This is a genomic window from Propionispira arboris, from assembly GCF_900109225.1.
Classification (GTDB): Bacteria; Bacillota; Negativicutes; order Selenomonadales; family Selenomonadaceae; genus Propionispira; species Propionispira arboris.
Window position 1 is genome coordinate 48,726 of record NZ_FNZK01000021.1, and the last position, 17,587, is coordinate 66,312.

Here is a 17,587-nt window from a genome sequence, read left to right on the forward strand (position 1 = left end):
ACTATTTTCGCACACCATAAATATTGACCAGTGCATCAAAACCAGCATAAGTATTAATTTTTACATATGGTTTTTTTTGAATTAAGCCCTCTTCACCAAAATATATTCTAAAACCAGCATCCGATAAAATTTTCAGAATCTCTGGTAAAGACTGTTTTTCATCTGCTGCCGAATGGTATTCAACAAATATATTATCAACATCTTTTAGTTTTTTTGCAATGTGACGCAAGACGACAGTTTCTGCTCCTTCAATATCTATTTTCAAAAAATCAATATGAGCATATTCATTCATCACCACTAAAGAATCAATCGCCTGTATTTGAATAAAATCTGCCGCGTTATCTCCAGCCGCTTCTATTCTTCCAGCGTCTGCTCCTTCAGAGTAAAAACTCAATATCTCATCCTTATACCACACCGCCTGTTTAAAGACATGCACATTCTGACATTGAAGAGCTTTGAGATTATATTTCAAAACATCAAAGATTCTATTGTCTGGCTCAAAACCAAGGATAGTTGCCTTAGGGTATTTCTTCGAAAAAAAGAATAAACTCAACCCAATATTAGATCCAAAATCTAATATTACAATATCATCTTTCTTCTGTGGTATAAAATTGTATATTTTTTGCACAAGAATAGATTCATATGCACAGAGAAAAGATGCTACATCCGGAACCCTTATTTCCGTATTCTGAAATGGTATCCTTTTTTCAAAATATCGAGGAATCATTTTATATTCTTCTGATAATAATAAATACTCATGCTCATAGTCAGATGTTGGTTGAATCAAGTCATATAAGAATTTCATTGATCGGCTGCTTTTTTTTAAAACAGAACTCATGATATCATTTTTATTTAATAAATATTGATTTAAAATGATCTTCAACTTTTCTTGGGGTATATTAAAAAGAAAAATAAATATATTATCAATATCTTCTTTCGTCAGAAAATATCCTTTGATCCTCTTTTCTTCTAACGCAGTCTGAATATTCAATTGTGCCTCGCCCCCAATAGCGACAACAACATTTTTATTAATCATATTCTCTTGAATAGCCTCAGAAAAAGAATATATTTTTTTATTAAGATACTCTTCTCCTATATGCTGTCCATCAGAAACAACGTAATAATCTATACCAATACGATGCGCTTCTAAAAAAAGAGTTATAAAAAAGGCATATTCACCCGCACCATAACAAACAACAGAAGACATTTCTTTTACAAAATCTAACAATTTATTTTCCATAGTTCCCCCTCATCAAAATGATCAATCTCGCTCCTGACTCTCCCATGGAGCTGATGTATAGTATTCTTTGTATTTCTTTAACCCAATAATTTTGATTTCCTTACCCTGGTATTTCTTTACACTCTAATAAAGCTCATCCTCATAATCATTTGCGACAATTATAAGACCTTTTATTTTATACTTTGAAAGAAAGTCCACATTTAACACAGGATAGCCTAAAAATTCGCCTTTTTCTTCAGATCCACTTGCAAAAAACCTCTAATACTATCTTTTGAAAACATCTCACATTTTTCAATAACTCGCATAAACTGCTTAGTAGTATCTCCCATTCCATAAATACCAATTTGACCAACACCATACTTTAATAAACTCAACCCGCTTATTAAAGCATCCTGTTTAATATGGTTATCATGCCAATAATTCTGCTGTTGCTTACCATTAAATTCTTTATTTAATTGTCTTGCCACACAGCGCAAAATCCCCTTATAGCCGTGTAAAATATCAAAGCTCGTATCTCTTAAGTCAAGTATTCTATAGTCAATACCAGTCAATAAAAAATCTTCCAAGAAAGTCGGTAAAATATTCTGCCTCATATTTGCTTCATATTCATCATTCCACAAAACAATATTACAGTTTTCAATACTTCCACCATTACTTGAATAAAATTCATTTAGTAAACATGGTAAAATGGAATAAAATCCATGATTAATATATCCACTAACAGGCAAATAATGATAAATATTACCACCATTTTCATTTAACATATAAAAAATATTTTTTAATGCATTTGCTATATTAAACACATGTTCTAATGTTCCCCCGTCAATAATATAATCAAAAGCAGCTTCTAATTTCGAAGATATTTTTTCAACATTTAGATCATATATAATATCCGCATCTTCATAGTCAGAAATATCCATAATATGTACAACAGAAAATCTTAATCTTCTAAAAAAATCTTTTGAATCTACATGCCCCGCTAACATCTCTTTTAATATAATATCATCTTTAAGTTTTATTCCCATTCTTCTAGCTATTAAATACATCCGCACTGGATCCATAAAAATAGTCTGATTGCCTAACATCAATAATTTCTTTTTAAATAAATCTACATGTGCTGCCTCTAAAAAAAATCATTTATGCCATCTATCAAAGTTAATCCCATAATATCATCCGTCCTATAAAAATAATTTTTATTTCACCAAATCTCCAAGTTCCTTTAGCCACCATTTCTCTGGATCCCCAAACTCATTCCAATAACGTTTTTTCAATTCACTTACAGCTTGTTTTCTTATAGGGTCATTCCACCAAAATTCAACATCCTTAAAAATTTCATTAATTAAAGTTGCAGCTGTTTCTATTTCATAATGCAAAATTCCTACACGTTCCATCAAATCCAAATAATACTTTTCGTCATTAAAAAAAACATATGCATCTTTTTCAAAAGTTAAAATAAATGGTTTGTTAATCGCCAATGCTTCTAACCATGTGGTGCCTAAATGATCGCAAATACAAATTGATGAATTTTCTAATATGGAAAAAAAAGAATTTAAACTTGTAGTTTTTTCATCAAAACATAAATCATCAAATCTTCGCTTTAAAATTTCTTTAATGTTCCAACCATATTCGTAGTTAAATTCCCGTACCAGTAAATTTTCTTTCACAGCTAAAGATACTTTAGAAAAAAATTCTATTTGTCTATCTATTTTTTGCACAGTATCCAAATTTTGTCGTTCCAAACATATTAAGTATGGCGGAAATGCTGTTCCTACAAATAATAAATAATTGTTTTTCTTTTCAATATTCAAGTCATTCTTATTGGGCGAATTAGTATAGGTTTCTAATTTGTATGGTGCTGCCGAAATAGCTTCTGCTGTATCAATGATAGATTTATTCCCCCAGGTATAAAAACGGTCTGTTAATTGGATATCATTCCAATTAAGCTTTACTAATTCATAGTTTCCACCATGCTGCATTCCTAATATTTCTACGTGTTTAGTTTCATGCATTTCTTCGGCATAAAATAAAAAACTAGTACTAGTTAAATAGCCATGTTGTGATAGGATATAGCGTATATTGCTATCTAAAAATCTTGCATATTGCCCTCTTATTGCATTAAAATTTTCCAAAAAACATAACGGTATTTCGTCTATCATAAGCCTCATTATTTTTATATCCATAATACTTGAAAAATAACTTTCTAACCTTGTTTGAAGTTCACTACGCATTATTTTATTGAGATTTACTTGTTTATTATATTGACCATCTGTTATTGCCCTTGGCAATGCACAAATATATTTTTTATTGTCCACTACAATTTTGTCAAACAGTTTCGCTTGAAAGCCTGGATAGTATAAATAACATTTTGCTTCTTTACTATTATAAATTTCTTCATAAAATAACCTTAAACAAAACAATTCCGCACTTCTATATTCTTTTTCAACTAGCACCATTTTTTTTATGGTTTTAATTCGTTCAGTAATTCTCCGCCGAAAAGTTTTTCTCCTATTTAGTAACCCCATTCGTAAAGATTTATTAAGCCTATCATCTTCAGCTTCTTCTAAATAATGTTCATAACAAATCCCCACAAAATCTTTCGCAAAAAATGATTCTATTATTTTTGACCACAATTGAAAATCATACTTTTCACATTGTTCATTCAACCAATAATCTGTAATATCATACGTTGTAATTCGATCTTTTACCGATAAAAGTGTTGTTTTTATTTGCAACACTGATGAATATTCTTTAATCAAATATTCCAAACGATAATATTTACAAAAAATATTAAAAGTTATTTTTTGTAACCATTGACTTAAAATTCTTTGCCAAAATTCTTTTGAATAATTAAGATTATGTAGTTTATTAAATTCAATTTGTAATGCTTCTGTCATTTTTTTTGCAAATTGCTCAACTTGCTCTGGTAACTCTTTTATAAAAAAATCTGCATCTAAATTTTCTTCGATTAAAACATCATTATTTTTAGAAAAATCATAATCATATCCACAATAAAATTTACTTAAAAAAATTTCATTTCCACAATTGCTTAAACTTTTTTTTTTAGTTAATACTAAAAATTTTTCTTTCATATTATTTTTTAGCCTTTCTATAATATTGTGTTTTTATCAAATGATCTTGATCTAATCCTATATCTAATAACTCATTGCAATATTTTAAACCTGCTAAAACTTCTTCTTCCATCTCTTGATCAGACAAATTTGTCATATTTAATCTTAAATCTTGTCGATCCCCCATTGCTAATAAGTAATCTTCCTCATCAACTATAAAATTTTTTTCTTTAGCATACTCATACATAACAGACCCTGGCTGTGGTAGTAAATAGCCTGCCGAAGGATATATTCTATTTTCTGCACAACATTTAAATGTATCACGTATTGTTAATAAAGTTTCTTGTGGATATCCTATTACTAAACTCGTTGATGGTGTAATTCCCGCTTTATGAAAAAGCTCTGCCGTTCTAGAAAAGTCTTCTACTAAAATATGTTTATTCATCGCTTTCAATATCTCAGCATTTGATGATTCTAAAGAAAAGCTTGCACTAACACAACCAGCTGCCTTCATTTTCTTCAATATATTTAAATCAGAATCTTTAATAAAACAATCCGCTCTACAAGTTACATTCCAAAAAAATTTCAAACCACTCTCCAGAATAGCATCTGCAAAGTCTTCTGCACGTTTTCTGGAAAAAAGTGTTAACTCATCGCCAAATAAAATATAATTTAAATTATATTTTGTAATCATTTCCCGAATTTCAGTTAATATCGATTCCATACTACGATAGCGATAGTTATATCCTCTAAAATTATGATAACAAAAAGTACAATTTGCCACGCATCCACGTGCTGTGTTCACTGGTAAAGCCCTCAATTCATTGCGATTTATATTGATACCATCTTCACTGATTTGCTCTTTTGCGTTAGCAATGTATTCTTCAATATTAAATGGCGAAAAATCTATATGTGGTAAACTAGATATGTTTTCAATCGGTTCTCTACATGGATTACAATAAATATTATTTTTTTTTGTATAACATATACCTTTTACAGTTTTCAAATCGCCACCACAGTCTATTGTTTTCAATAAGTCAACAATAGTAATGTCACCTTCCCCCATTACTGCAATATCAGCTTCTGTCTTTGATAACAAAATATTGTATATTGATGTTGCAACTGAATTTCCAACTATAATATATGCATTTTTATGATATTTCCGCACCATTTCAGCTAGATTTTTAACTTTTGAATAGCCTGTTACGATACAACCCATACAAGCAACGTCATATGTTTTTTTCTGTATGAGCCTTTCAACTTCTTTATCACTATATCTATTTGCATCCAAATCAATAAAATCAAATTCAAATCCCGCATTTTTCATAGCAGTAGCTATGTATCCTATCCCAATTGGAAATAATTTCACTTTTGATTCAGGTCTTAATGCTATATTAATCAATAATATATTCATAAACAAGCCCCCATTATTTACATTCAATTATAAAAACATATCCCAAGATACTGCTGTACCTTTTATTATATCGTGATTAACCCTTTTTCCTAATAATATATTGTAGTACTTAGGGCTTAATCCACTACCTGGACGAATGCTTCGCATATTTTTTTCTGTAACAACATCCCCCGTTTTGATATTCTCTACAATATATAAACTACGCCGAAATTGAAGTGACTTCTTTTCCTCTTCTTGAATTTCATAACTGATATGTCCTAATGCCCGCCAAGCACTCCTGCACTCCTGCACCAGTTGTGCCATTTCTCCTGGTTCCAAGGAAAATGCCGCATCTACCCCACCATCTGCCCGTGCTAATGTGAAATGTTTTTCAATAACAATTGCGCCTAAAGCTACACTAGCCACAGCAACACCTATTCCCAACGTATGATCCGATAAACCAACTTTACACTTAAATAACCGCTTCATATGTGGTATAGTCAAAAGATTTGTTTCTTCTGGAGTAGAAGGATAACTACTCGTACATTTTAAAAGAGTCAAATCCGTACATCCATTTTCACGTACCGTTCGAACCAAATCATCCAATTCAGCTACAGTTGTCATTCCAGTCGAAACAATAATTGGTTTCCCCGTTTGTGCTACTTTTTTAATCAAAGGTAAATCTATATTTTCAAAAGATGCAATTTTATAACATGGCACATTCAGACTTTCCAAAAAATCTACAGAGGTTGCATCGAAAGGTGTACTAAACCCTAAAACCCCCAACTCTTTACAACGTTGAAAAATTGCTTTATGCCATTCCCATGGAGTATAGGCTTTTTGATAAAGTTTATACAAAGAAGTGCCTTGCCATAAACTATCTTTATCATTTATAAAAAACTCTCGTTCATTAATATCCAATGTCATTGTATCTGCTGTATATGTCTGGAGTTTTATTGCATCTACACCAGCTTTAGCTGCTGATTCAACTATTTTCAAAGCACGTTCTAATGACTGATTATGATTTCCTGACATCTCAGCTATAATAAAGGGTTCTTTCCCTTCTTCTATAAACATCTTTTCATCTCCTATCGAATTATCCTTCCAATTGAAAATGCTTCTGCAAACTCCGTTCCAATTATAAGGCCCCTAGACTTAGCTAATATTTCAACCCCTTTATAAGAACGAGGATGGGGATATTCTCGCATTTCCGATTCGTAGAATCTCAATGCTTTAATCTTCTTTTCAAAGAAGTTACTAATATCTACGTACCAATTTGGTAAAAAAACCTTATCACTCGTCTGCATTTGCCATTCAGTACTTGATAAAGTTTCAAAAAATAAAAGAGTGTGTACACTTTGTCCTGGTAAAGGTCTACACGCTGTAATTACTGCATTATGAGTTATCATGTGATCAATATTTACATCTCCAGCATGATGAGTATATACCGTATCTGGTTGAAAATTACCCATATACTCTTCTATTGGTTTAATCACATCTAACAATGCAATACTATCCATTCTATTGTCTGGAAAATTACACTGTTTCACCTTTTTGGCTCCCATAAAAGCTGCAACTTGACAGGTATTTTTATATAATACATTTAATTCATGTTGATATTTCTCTATATCTCTCATATCATTCCGACTAGTCAATCCTTCAGCCATAATGATAATGCGGACATCATCACCATTGGAAATATGCTTTAATATGGTTCCACCACATCCTAAAATTTCATCATCTGGATGTGCTGCAACCACCAAAACTTTTTTATTCATCTTTATCTGTCCTCAGCTTTATCTTAACATCTGCTTGAATATATCCATTTTTTAATGAGGCTCTTGTAAATTCCATATGAAGCTGTTCTGTATTTAGAAACGCATTTGGATATTGATCTGCATCCAACATTCGTATATAATCAAATATTCTTCCTAAATCATTTAATTTACTGATATCACTTTCCAAGGGGGTACGCCGTTTAAAAATAGCTTGGGCACCTCGTTGTGGTTCAGGTTTAATATCCTTTTGTATAAGTTCAATTATCATCTCTTTCGTAAGTTCAGCTGCTCGCAAATAAATTTCTTCAGCACTTCCCCACAATGAAAGCTTTTTTTTCATATAAATATCACCAGCATCTAATTCTTGATTACAACGTAAAGCCGATAACTTCGTTTCATAAATTTCACGTACTATAAGATTTTGCAAGGGGCTTCCCCCACGACCAAAAGGCAAATCTGTCATATGAAAAATCACACACTCAAAATTCTCATAAATTTCTGGGGTTATAATATATGACCAATGCGGGAAAAAAACATATCGAGGTTGATATTCTTCCAAAAAATTTTTTAGCAATAACTCTTGCTTTTCTATATAAACAATATTACTGTTTGTGCGTTGTTCAATTTCTCTAATATAGTTTCTATGCCAACTTTTACTAGAAACAACAATATTATTCATCTAAATTCACCTTCAATATTCTTTGCGGATTTCCAAAATATATTTATGATTTTCCATCTCAAAATAGGCAGGATATTTTTTATTATCTACAACACGCAATAAATTAAATTGTTCTTTTATTGTCTTATTTATATCTAGATTACTGTCCGAAGGTAATCTTTTAGAGTAATAAGTCCCCTTTCCGATCTGTTTACGTCTTTTCTTTACAATTTTCTCATAATCACACACAAAATCTAAGCACAGCTCTATAGTAATATTCCCCTGTACCTCTCTTAATTCGCCAATTAATTCAAATCCATCAAACATCAAATTTTTTTGCAAATAAATTTCACCATTATCAACTTTTTCAGTTGCCTCAAATAACGTGATAGGAATTTGTGTTTTGCCTTCTAAAATTTGCCATGTAAGTGGAGACCATCCTTTCCCTTTTGGTAAATCACTTTCATGAACCACCAAATTATGTTTATTTAATTGTAAAAATTCTTTTTTTACAATCTCTGAATAACTTAATAAGAAAACAAAGTCATATCGATTTTTTTTATCAAAATGATACAATTTTTTAACTTGATGTCCTAATATGACTAATTTTTCTTCTAAAATATCTACATAGCTTGTGATCCAAGAATCTTGATCATATACAATTGCTATATTATAAGACACCATAATTTGTTTTCCACCTTCCACACGATCACTATTAAATAATTTAATCGAATAAAAAAACAAACTCATCTCCTTTGCCTAGTTCAAATGATCGTATTTTTAATGTTAAAAGCATTTCACTCTGGAAAAATATTTTCTCAATAAATTTGCAAATAATTTCTTCCGTAACGAAATCTTCGCTTCCTAAATATAGAACGTACCTTGCTTCTGCACAATCTTTGCATATTTGTATTTGATTATCAGCAATTGACGTTACAACTGCTGGCAAGCCCAAAAAGCAACGTTCCCATGTAGTTGTACCACCAGCACCTAATGTTAAATCTGCTTGATTCATAAATTCTGCCATATTATCCACTTGGCAATAATATTTCATAAATTCATGCTGCTGGCAAAACTCCGCAACTTCATCCTTATATGGATTGCCTTCTCCTACAATGACATTGACCAAAACTTTCGGTAACGAAAGCATTGCTAATGCCCTTAACGCCTTCATTGTTTCATTGGTCAAATCGCTGCCACCATAAAAAATTAAGATATTGTATATTTTCCCATCACGCTTGCGCATTTTTTTTTGTGCCTCATAAAATTCCTCACGCAAAAGAACATATTTCGGACCTAATAACAGCTGACAGTGTGATGGCACTAATCCCTTATAACGAAAATTCTTATTTAAATAGAAATTCTGATCCAATAAAACATCGCAGTCATGTCTACGATTTGCTAAATCATCAATCACCATAATTTTATGCACAAATGGTCTGAGTTTCTTTTCCCATTCTTCATTAATCGCATAGCTATCAACAATCAAATAATCAGGTTTGCATTGTTTTTGTAATACATTAATACATGCATTTGCATCCTGTTGTTGCGTCACGGTCAGCCATTTTTCATAACCTTTTATCTCATTTTGTGGTTCGCATTGTGGCAAAACAATTAAAGAATACCCTTTCTTTTGAATAACATCATTTAAATTACCTGGCAAATCTCGTGAAATAAACATAATCTCAGCATTATTTTCTTTTCTCAATTTCCCTGCCAAAGTGATACAGCGCATTACATGTCCACTACCTATTTGTGTTGATGAATCTACACGAAAAACTATATTCATTCTATCATCCCAATACGATTTTTAATGGTTCACCTTCCATAAAGGAAGCCGGATTACCTGATTGTAATGCCTTTTTATAAACTTTCATAGCATCTTCAAATACATTCAAAGTAAAATCAATATCCTTGTCGGTATGACTATAACAAGGAAATATACTCCAGCCAAGCAATACTCCGCGCTTTACACATTCCTGCATGAAAATAGAATTATATAACCAATCTTTTTTCCCATTTGAATCCTTGTATTCAAAGCCCATTCGACAAGGATATCCCTTTAATTCAATATTAACACCAATATGCTGTGCGATTTTATTCGTTTCTGATTTAATCTTTCTACCTAAATTCCAAATACGTTCTGTAACATCTTTGTTTTTAAGTTCATTCATAACAGCAACTCCAGCTGCTAAAGATAAACATTCCCCACCAAATGTCGTAGAAATGAAGATCTGTTTATCTACTGTATCCATAATCTCACGCTTACCGGCAATGATAGACAATGGCATTCCATTTGCTGCCGCCTTGCCAAACGTCGCCAAATCAGGAGTCACTTCAAAATATTTTTGGGCACCACCGATACTGAAACGAAAACCATCAACAACTTCATCAAATATCAACAATGCACCATTAATATGGCATAATTCTTGAACTTTATTCAAAAAATCTTTTTCTGGTTCATCGAGAATGACTGGTTCAATAATAACCGCCGCCACTTCGCGTGCATAGGTCTTAAATAATTTTTCCAATTCATCAAAATCATTATAATCAAAGATATGTACATATTGGCGAACATCATCAATAATTCCGCCTTGCCTAACACTTTCTGCTGCAGTTGTCCATTCATGCCAACCATGGTATTCGCCCCGAATAATATGCTTTTTCCCAGTATACGCTCGGGCAATACGAACAGCACCTTCCGTTGCTGAAGAACCAGTTTTTAAAAAACGAACTTTTTCTGCACAAGGTATATTTTCTACACAAAGTTTTGCATATTCCACCTCAATAGGTGCAACAAGAGAAAACCCCATACCTCTCTTTAGTTGAGCAATAACTGCATCATCTACAGCCTGATATTGATACCCTAGAAGTATTGGTCCAAGGCCCATATCATAATCAATATATTCATTGCCATCTGGATCCCACACATGTGCTGCTTTACCTTTTTCAATATAAATTGGTGAAACACCTTGGATATGTGTTTCCGGACCTTTACTATAAAGCTGGCATCCTGATAATATGATATTCGAAGCCTCACTCCATATTTGGTTTGATTTATCTAAATGTCTCTTTAATATTTCGACCATATACTTTGCCTTCCTCCAAAAAAATTTTATCGTCTTTCAACGATTTATTCATTCCCTCATTACGCTGATAACTATTATTCATCTTTTCGATTTCTGGGTATCTTTTTAATAATTCAACAATATCCTGCATTAAAAATACCTTATTACTTGGGTATAAATATTCATAGACTTTTGTAACAGCCGCAAAATCATCAAGTTCATCAACAGTCCAACGCATTTTTGATAAATCAATATTATTTTTCAGGCACCCCAATCGAAACGACTGCGGCTTCTGATGAATATATGGCGTTACGTGTTCACGTTCAGAAGGCAGTTGCGCATTTTCCCAAGCGTTTTTTAGTATTGAAAACTTCATAATTTCTACGTCCAGCCCATCTGGATAAGTAACTTCTAATGTATTGCTAGTGTAATCATTGTTTTCTTCAATATGCTTCATAATTACCGCATCAATAATTTTCCAATCAATCAGCGGACAATCTCCTGTCAAACGAACTACATGCTCGGGTTGATATTGTTTGGCACATTGATAATAGCGATCCAAAACATCATTGAGATTTCCACGAAAAACTTCAATACCATACTGTCTACAAATCATTGATAGTTCATCATCGTTACACGCATTACTAGTTGCTAAAACAACTTTTCCAATAAACAAACTTCTTTGAATTCGTTCTATTTCATGAATTATCATAGGTTTTTTTAATATATGTTTTAGAACTTTCCCTGGTAATCTACTTGACGAACTTCTTGCCTGAACTATCGCTAGAATCATCTCATTACACCTCTACAAATGCATCTTCTTAATTTTGTATACATCAACCTCAAAAAATTTCAAGTATTTATCCACCGACTTGGCATAATAATTTCATCTTCTATATTGCGAAAAGTTCCACATAATGCATTATAACATTCTATAAATCCATTGGCCTTTTCTATTATTTTCAAGTTATCCATCAGTTGACTTTCATTGTCTACCCCAAAAACAATCTTATCTATTCCATTATGGCAATAATTAAATAAAAATGCCGCTTCACGCCGCGAATAGCCAAATTTCAGTACAGTATCATCAAATTTTTCCAAATACGGTATCGCCTCTATCAAGTATCTAGGCACGTCTTCAATACGCATCAATAAAAGTCCTTGCAAAAAAGCACTACGCGCAAAAACTGTTACATGATTTTTTTTTGCTATTTCAAAAAAATCAGTTTGATCAAGTCTCTGATCAAATACATTATAAGGGATTTGAATATAATCAATTTTTCCACTATTAACAGCATTTAAAGCATCTTCCGGTTCATAAACAGAAATGCCAATATTTTTCACCAATCCCTTATGCTTGCAAACCTGTAAGCCCTTTATGATTTCTGTATGATAAAAGTCCTTTGCTTCATGCAATAAATAGCCGTCTAAAAAATCCACACCCAAATTCAACAAAGATTTTACAATTTCTTGCTGTACCACCTTCGCTGTATCTCCAGCACCATTGTTGTCTATATTTGGTTTCAGCTTTGAAATAATGTTCACATCATAATGCCCAATTCCAAATTCTCGCAAAATCGCCTCAGCATTTCCATAAACACTTGCCGTATCAAAATACGTTATACCATTTTCAATAGCCGCCTGTAACACAGAAAAACTTTCTTCATGGGTCGGTTGACGCCCAATTTCATTTTTAATTCCATATTTTAACCCAAGCTGAACCGTTCCTAAACACAACTTATCAAGCATTTTCCAAAACTTCTTTCAACACATCTACCACATTAGTTTGTTGTTCATCTGTTAAGCTATAGTATAGCGGTAATGTAAAAGCTTCTGCATAATAGTTTTCACTATTAGGAAAATCCCCCATATTAAACCCTAATTGCTGATAATACGGCTGAGTATGCACTGGAATATAATGCACATTCAATATAATTCCTTTTGTCTTCATTTTATAAAATATATCTTTCTTGTTTAATTTAACTTTTGATAAATCCAATCGTACGACATAAATATGCCATGATGAATTTGTATCTGGGTGCTGATAAGGTAATGTTAACGGTAAATCTTTTAACAGCTCATTATATCTGTCAGCCAAGTATCTACGGCGAATAATGAATTCATCTAACCGGTCCATTTGACTATACCCCAAAGCTGCTTGCATGTCCGTCATTCGATAGTTAAATCCTAAATTAATTTGCTGATAATACCATGGACCATCTGCTTTGCCCTTTAAGAACGATTCATCACGTGTAATACCATGATTACGAAAAAGTTGCAAATTTTTGTATAAAATATCATCATTTGTCAGTACCATCCCACCTTCTCCAGTAGTAATAATCTTAACTGGATGAAAACTGAATACGGTCATATCAGAATACCTACACGACCCGATTTTTGTATTCTTATATTCCCCACCGATACAGTGTGAGGCATCTTCTAACACCGTAAAATTATATTCCTGTGCTAATTCATAAATTCGTTTCATATTACAAGATTGTCCTGAAAAATGGACTGGTACAACAATTTTCGGTTTTTTATTTGTATTTCTCAGCTTAGTTTCCAATTGATCAACACTCATATTGTAAGTATCAGTATCTATATCCACAAAATCAACCGCAGCACCACAATACCGTGCACAATTGGCCGAGGCTACAAAAGTATTCGGTGTGGTCCATAACACATCATCTTTCGCAAGCCCAGCTGCCAAACAAGCTATATGTAATGCAGATGTCGCATTCGTTACAGCTACAGCATACTTCACCCCACAATACGCTGCTACTTTTTGTTCAAATTTTTCAATAGCGGGTCCTTGCGTCAAAAAATCAGATTTCAAAACATTAACTACAGCATCAATCTCTTTTTGGTTTATGCTTTGTTTACCATAATATATCATTATTTATTCATCTCTCTTAATTCTTCTACTGTCAAAAAAAATGGATTTGTTCCAGAATTATATTCAAATCCGTCATCAACAGGATTACCTGTTTCTCCTATTGCATTTCTTGTATAGTCAACGGCTTGAGTGAAACTGATACTTGGTTTAATCACATAATGATCAGCAAACTCTAGCGTTTCATAGCAGGTATCCGCCGGACACATAATTTCATGCAGTTTTTCACCGGGACGTATACCTACAATTTTCGTTTGTACCCTTGGATCAATAGCTTTTACCAAATCCATAATCCGCATAGAAGGAATCTTTGGAATAAATGTTTCTCCACCTTGCATCCGCGAAAAATTTTTCAAAACAAAATCTACGCCATCTTCCAATCTAAGCCAAAACCTAGTCATGCGTTCATCAGTAATGGGCAGTTCTAATGTACCATTTTTTATAAGGTTTTTAAAAAATGGTACGACCGAACCACGAGACCCAACAACATTACCATATCTTACAACTGAAAATCTTGTTGGTCTATCACCAACAAGATTATTTCCCGCAACAAAAAGTTTATCTGAACAAAGTTTAGTTGCTCCATAAAGATTAATTGGATTTGCCGCTTTGTCCGTAGAAAGTGCTATTACTTTCTGCACACCACATGCTATCGCTGCATTAATAACATTCTGAGCACCATTTACATTCGTTTTGATACATTCCATGGGATTATATTCTGCTGCTGGTACCTGTTTTAACGCCGCAGCATGAACCACATAGTCTACTCCATAAAATGCCTGTTCCAGCCTATATTCATCTCGTACATCACCAATAAAATAGCGCATACATGGTTGATTAAATATCTGCTGCATTTCAAACTGTTTCAATTCATCTCTCGAATAAACTATTACTTTTTTAGGTTGATATTTTTCCAGTAATATTTTTATGAATTTTTTGCCAAAAGATCCTGTCCCACCCGTAATTAATATAGATCTATTATTAAACACTGTTACCCTCTTCTCATCATAGTTCATTTTAAAAATATATATTTTCTACCCGCATCAGTTTTTAAAATGCTACATTGTTTATTTTCTTTGTTATTTAGACGAATAGTATGCTCTATAAAACCGATTAATTTCTGTATAGAACAATCTTCATAAAAGGTATTATTAGACGAAATAGATATAAACTCCTTGTCCTTTAACTGGTTCAATAAACATGATGATATATTCATTCTAAAATTTTTAGATATATTTATATTTTCATCAAATTTCCTCAAAATTCCATTCAAGGTTTCTAATACCAAAACACTTCCATCACTTGTTTCTTTGACGAAACTGCACCCTATATCTCCTAATTTTTCCCAAGATATAATTTTATTATTCGAAAGTCGCACCGCTAAAATAATTCCATCATTATTTATATCACTATCCATAAATAGTATCAGAGCCTCATCGCGAAACAATGTTTTTTTCAAAGTCATATTCTGCTGAATAAAAGGTCGTAAAATTTCTTGATTTTCTTCTATTAAACCGTCCTTATAATTCCATTTTATGATTTTCCCTTTTCTATCATCTATTAACCAATAAAATCTACCATCAAAAACCATTCCATTATAAGAATTTTCAATATTTCCCACCCTATGCAATCTTGCTTTTGTTGTTTTCATATCAAATTCTAAAATACCATTCGTTTGTTGTAGGAAAAAAAATATTTTTGAATCATGACTAAAAAAAGAATTCAGCAAACAAAATACTTTTTCTTTAGTAAATTCAGCCTCAATTAGTTTAAACCATTTTGTATAATATTCACATTTGCGTGTGTTTAAATTATAACGAACAATAGCTTGTTGCAAGCCAAATAAAAAAACATAATTTTTGTATTGTACCATTCCTATTATCCTAAAAACTTCACCAAATGCAGGATAAAGATTTTTTGTAATTTGAAGCGTTATTTCCCTAAAAGTATTTTCTATTAAGTCATATTCCATGAGTACACTACTATACCAAGGTGCTATTAATAATCTATTTTTAATTTTCTTTATAAGAATATGCTTATATCGATCATTCAAAATTTCATTGGGAAATAGAGCTAAAAAGTTCAGTTTTCCTGTGACTAAATCCAATTCAAATAGACCATTCAATAATGATGGAATAAACCATGTTTTTTCTCCATCACTTTCTATATCTGAAAATGATAACATATATGATTTCGGCTCGCTTAAAATACTCATGTCCTCTATCAGCACTGGTTTGCCTGTTACTTTATAAAGTGATACAACAGAGCTCCGATCTCCATAGTAAGCATCAGACCAAGCTATAGCCCTATTCAAGTCTGCAGAATTATCATATATTCCCCAAGCTACCGCCTTATATTCGCGTTCAATACTCTCATACTCATGAAAGATTTCCGGATGCATCGACTGCATTGTCGCTTTAATCAAAGGATGTGGTCTCCACCAAAGAACGACATCTTTTCTGTTTTTAAATATAGATAGAACATATTTTAACTTCTCATTCGTTTCACTCGGCTTTTGTAACATTGCAGCTAAACTTGTATTATAAAGAATGACTTTTTTCCCTTGCATCAAAACTTGCCATTTTGCAGGTAATTTAAAATCCGCTCTAGTAGAATTTAGAACTTTATCGAATTTAGGTGACCCCAAAGCTAAGAACTTATTTTCAGGTGCTTTACCACCTGGATAATACAGCTCATATAGTCTCTTAACCGCTTCCGATTCTAAAATAACACGATCTGCATTAACAACCCCTGGAGTTTGGCAAAAATGTTCACCTAAAAAATCACCAACAACAAAATACGGCACATACACGAGCATATCAGTATTTTTCTTTAACTCACTTGAATAATATTTAGGATCTACCGACGTTACCCGATTATATTCGTCATAGGGATTATGTATATAAATTACATCTGGTTTGCGCTTGGCAATATCATATTGATTAAAATCAGTAACTGGCACATATTCTGGGAAAAGATCTGCTTCGCAATACCATTCTGCTGGTGATCCATCTGGATTTCGATCACAATAAGGAATTGGCATAACATACGCATCACACTTTGAATCATCTTTTGCTGCCAGCCAGATACTTTCTAAACTGTCCCACATCGATGCCTTATAAGGTAAAAACAGAATTTCGACTTTTACTTCTGCTTCATGGGTGATATCGCTGAGCATTTTATCTAGTCCATTATAAATACCAATAATCTGATTTTCAGTGTCTCCTTTATCTTTTAGCTGCTTCATTGCCAAAACAACTTGATCATAATATTGTTTATAATACAGAAATCGTTGTGGCGATAGCCCCGAACGAAACGATTCCTGCAAAGTTTCCATTGCAAGCAAGCAATCATCCAATACTTGCACCGCACCATTTGGCTTTGCTGTTTGAATATATTGCACGCCATCCCATATAGCGGGAATCATATCCATAATCTGTTTTTGTACAATTTTCCTCATATTTTAACCGCCTCATATGTTTGTATCTT

At 32.5% G+C, this 17,587-nt stretch carries 15 protein-coding genes; all 15 read right to left on the reverse strand.

What is annotated here, in order from left to right:
* Position 1: 1 nt before the first annotated feature.
* The gene (locus BMY14_RS17240; protein WP_091834573.1) at positions 2 to 1,240 is read right to left on the reverse strand and encodes an FkbM family methyltransferase; all 1,239 of its coding nucleotides are present in this window, start codon (positions 1,238 to 1,240) and stop codon (positions 2 to 4) included.
* Between the two features lie 215 nt (positions 1,241 to 1,455).
* Complete coding sequence (locus BMY14_RS17245) at positions 1,456 to 2,325, reverse strand: class I SAM-dependent methyltransferase (RefSeq protein ID WP_091834576.1); 870 nt, start codon at positions 2,323 to 2,325, stop codon at positions 1,456 to 1,458.
* Positions 2,326 to 2,433: 108 nt separating this feature from the next.
* Positions 2,434 to 4,329, reverse strand: coding sequence for an LIC12162 family transferase (locus BMY14_RS17250; RefSeq protein WP_091834579.1), 1,896 nt, complete (start codon positions 4,327 to 4,329; stop codon positions 2,434 to 2,436).
* A gap of 1 nt (position 4,330) precedes the next feature.
* Positions 4,331 to 5,722 carry a B12-binding domain-containing radical SAM protein gene (locus BMY14_RS17255; protein ID WP_091834582.1) on the reverse strand — a complete coding sequence of 464 codons (1,392 nt, stop codon included), beginning with the start codon at positions 5,720 to 5,722 and terminating at the stop codon, positions 4,331 to 4,333.
* A gap of 27 nt (positions 5,723 to 5,749) precedes the next feature.
* Positions 5,750 to 6,778, reverse strand: a complete 1,029-nt coding sequence (gene pseI / locus BMY14_RS17260) for a pseudaminic acid synthase (protein WP_091834585.1) — start codon at positions 6,776 to 6,778, stop codon at positions 5,750 to 5,752.
* 11 nt (positions 6,779 to 6,789) lie between these two features.
* The gene (locus tag BMY14_RS17265; RefSeq protein ID WP_091834588.1) at positions 6,790 to 7,479 is read right to left on the reverse strand and encodes a PIG-L deacetylase family protein; all 690 of its coding nucleotides are present in this window, start codon (positions 7,477 to 7,479) and stop codon (positions 6,790 to 6,792) included.
* Entirely contained in the window at positions 7,472 to 8,158 is a 687-nt protein-coding gene (locus tag BMY14_RS17270) for a formyl transferase (RefSeq protein WP_091834590.1), read from the reverse strand. Before BMY14_RS17270 ends, BMY14_RS17265 begins: the two co-directional genes overlap by 8 nt.
* Positions 8,159 to 8,170: 12 nt before the next feature.
* A complete protein-coding gene (locus BMY14_RS17275; RefSeq protein ID WP_177177649.1) occupies positions 8,171 to 8,821 on the reverse strand; it encodes a formyltransferase family protein in 651 nt (216 codons plus the stop codon).
* A gap of 40 nt (positions 8,822 to 8,861) precedes the next feature.
* A complete protein-coding gene (gene pseG, locus BMY14_RS17280; RefSeq protein ID WP_091834593.1) occupies positions 8,862 to 9,926 on the reverse strand; it encodes a UDP-2,4-diacetamido-2,4,6-trideoxy-beta-L-altropyranose hydrolase in 1,065 nt (354 codons plus the stop codon).
* 4 nt (positions 9,927 to 9,930) lie between these two features.
* Positions 9,931 to 11,226 carry an aminotransferase class III-fold pyridoxal phosphate-dependent enzyme gene (locus BMY14_RS17285; protein ID WP_091834596.1) on the reverse strand — a complete coding sequence of 432 codons (1,296 nt, stop codon included), beginning with the start codon at positions 11,224 to 11,226 and terminating at the stop codon, positions 9,931 to 9,933.
* Positions 11,195 to 11,998 carry a cytidylyltransferase domain-containing protein gene (locus tag BMY14_RS17290; protein WP_091834599.1) on the reverse strand — a complete coding sequence of 268 codons (804 nt, stop codon included), beginning with the start codon at positions 11,996 to 11,998 and terminating at the stop codon, positions 11,195 to 11,197. The genes BMY14_RS17285 and BMY14_RS17290 overlap by 32 nt, the downstream gene beginning before the upstream one ends.
* Positions 11,999 to 12,057: 59 nt before the next feature.
* Complete coding sequence (locus tag BMY14_RS17295) at positions 12,058 to 12,954, reverse strand: aldo/keto reductase (RefSeq protein WP_091834602.1); 897 nt, start codon at positions 12,952 to 12,954, stop codon at positions 12,058 to 12,060.
* A complete protein-coding gene (gene pseC, locus BMY14_RS17300; protein WP_091834605.1) occupies positions 12,947 to 14,101 on the reverse strand; it encodes a UDP-4-amino-4,6-dideoxy-N-acetyl-beta-L-altrosamine transaminase in 1,155 nt (384 codons plus the stop codon). Before pseC ends, BMY14_RS17295 begins: the two co-directional genes overlap by 8 nt.
* Complete coding sequence (gene pseB / locus BMY14_RS17305; protein WP_091834608.1) at positions 14,101 to 15,087, reverse strand: UDP-N-acetylglucosamine 4,6-dehydratase (inverting); 987 nt, start codon at positions 15,085 to 15,087, stop codon at positions 14,101 to 14,103. The genes pseC and pseB overlap by 1 nt, the downstream gene beginning before the upstream one ends.
* 23 nt (positions 15,088 to 15,110) lie before the next feature.
* Complete coding sequence (locus tag BMY14_RS17310; RefSeq protein ID WP_091834611.1) at positions 15,111 to 17,558, reverse strand: CDP-glycerol glycerophosphotransferase family protein; 2,448 nt, start codon at positions 17,556 to 17,558, stop codon at positions 15,111 to 15,113.
* Between the last annotated feature and the right edge of the window lie 29 nt (positions 17,559 to 17,587).

Bases quoted from the DNA above. Each gene is read 5' to 3' on its own strand.
- BMY14_RS17240 (WP_091834573.1), bottom strand. From the start codon at position 1,240: ATGGAAAATAAATTGTTAGATTTTGTAAAAGAAATGTCTTCTGTTGTT.
- BMY14_RS17245 (WP_091834576.1), bottom strand. From the start codon at position 2,325: ATGTTAGGCAATCAGACTATTTTTATGGATCCAGTGCGGATGTATTTA.
- BMY14_RS17250 (WP_091834579.1), bottom strand. From the start codon at position 4,329: ATGAAAGAAAAATTTTTAGTATTAACTAAAAAAAAAAGTTTAAGCAAT.
- BMY14_RS17255 (WP_091834582.1), bottom strand. From the start codon at position 5,722: ATGAATATATTATTGATTAATATAGCATTAAGACCTGAATCAAAAGTG.
- pseI (WP_091834585.1), bottom strand. From the start codon at position 6,778: ATGTTTATAGAAGAAGGGAAAGAACCCTTTATTATAGCTGAGATGTCA.
- BMY14_RS17265 (WP_091834588.1), bottom strand. From the start codon at position 7,479: ATGAATAAAAAAGTTTTGGTGGTTGCAGCACATCCAGATGATGAAATT.
- BMY14_RS17270 (WP_091834590.1), bottom strand. From the start codon at position 8,158: ATGAATAATATTGTTGTTTCTAGTAAAAGTTGGCATAGAAACTATATT.
- BMY14_RS17275 (WP_177177649.1), bottom strand. From the start codon at position 8,821: ATGGTGTCTTATAATATAGCAATTGTATATGATCAAGATTCTTGGATC.
- pseG (WP_091834593.1), bottom strand. From the start codon at position 9,926: ATGAATATAGTTTTTCGTGTAGATTCATCAACACAAATAGGTAGTGGA.
- BMY14_RS17285 (WP_091834596.1), bottom strand. From the start codon at position 11,226: ATGGTCGAAATATTAAAGAGACATTTAGATAAATCAAACCAAATATGG.
- BMY14_RS17290 (WP_091834599.1), bottom strand. From the start codon at position 11,998: ATGATTCTAGCGATAGTTCAGGCAAGAAGTTCGTCAAGTAGATTACCA.
- BMY14_RS17295 (WP_091834602.1), bottom strand. From the start codon at position 12,954: ATGCTTGATAAGTTGTGTTTAGGAACGGTTCAGCTTGGGTTAAAATAT.
- pseC (WP_091834605.1), bottom strand. From the start codon at position 14,101: ATGATATATTATGGTAAACAAAGCATAAACCAAAAAGAGATTGATGCT.
- BMY14_RS17310 (WP_091834611.1), bottom strand. From the start codon at position 17,558: ATGAGGAAAATTGTACAAAAACAGATTATGGATATGATTCCCGCTATA.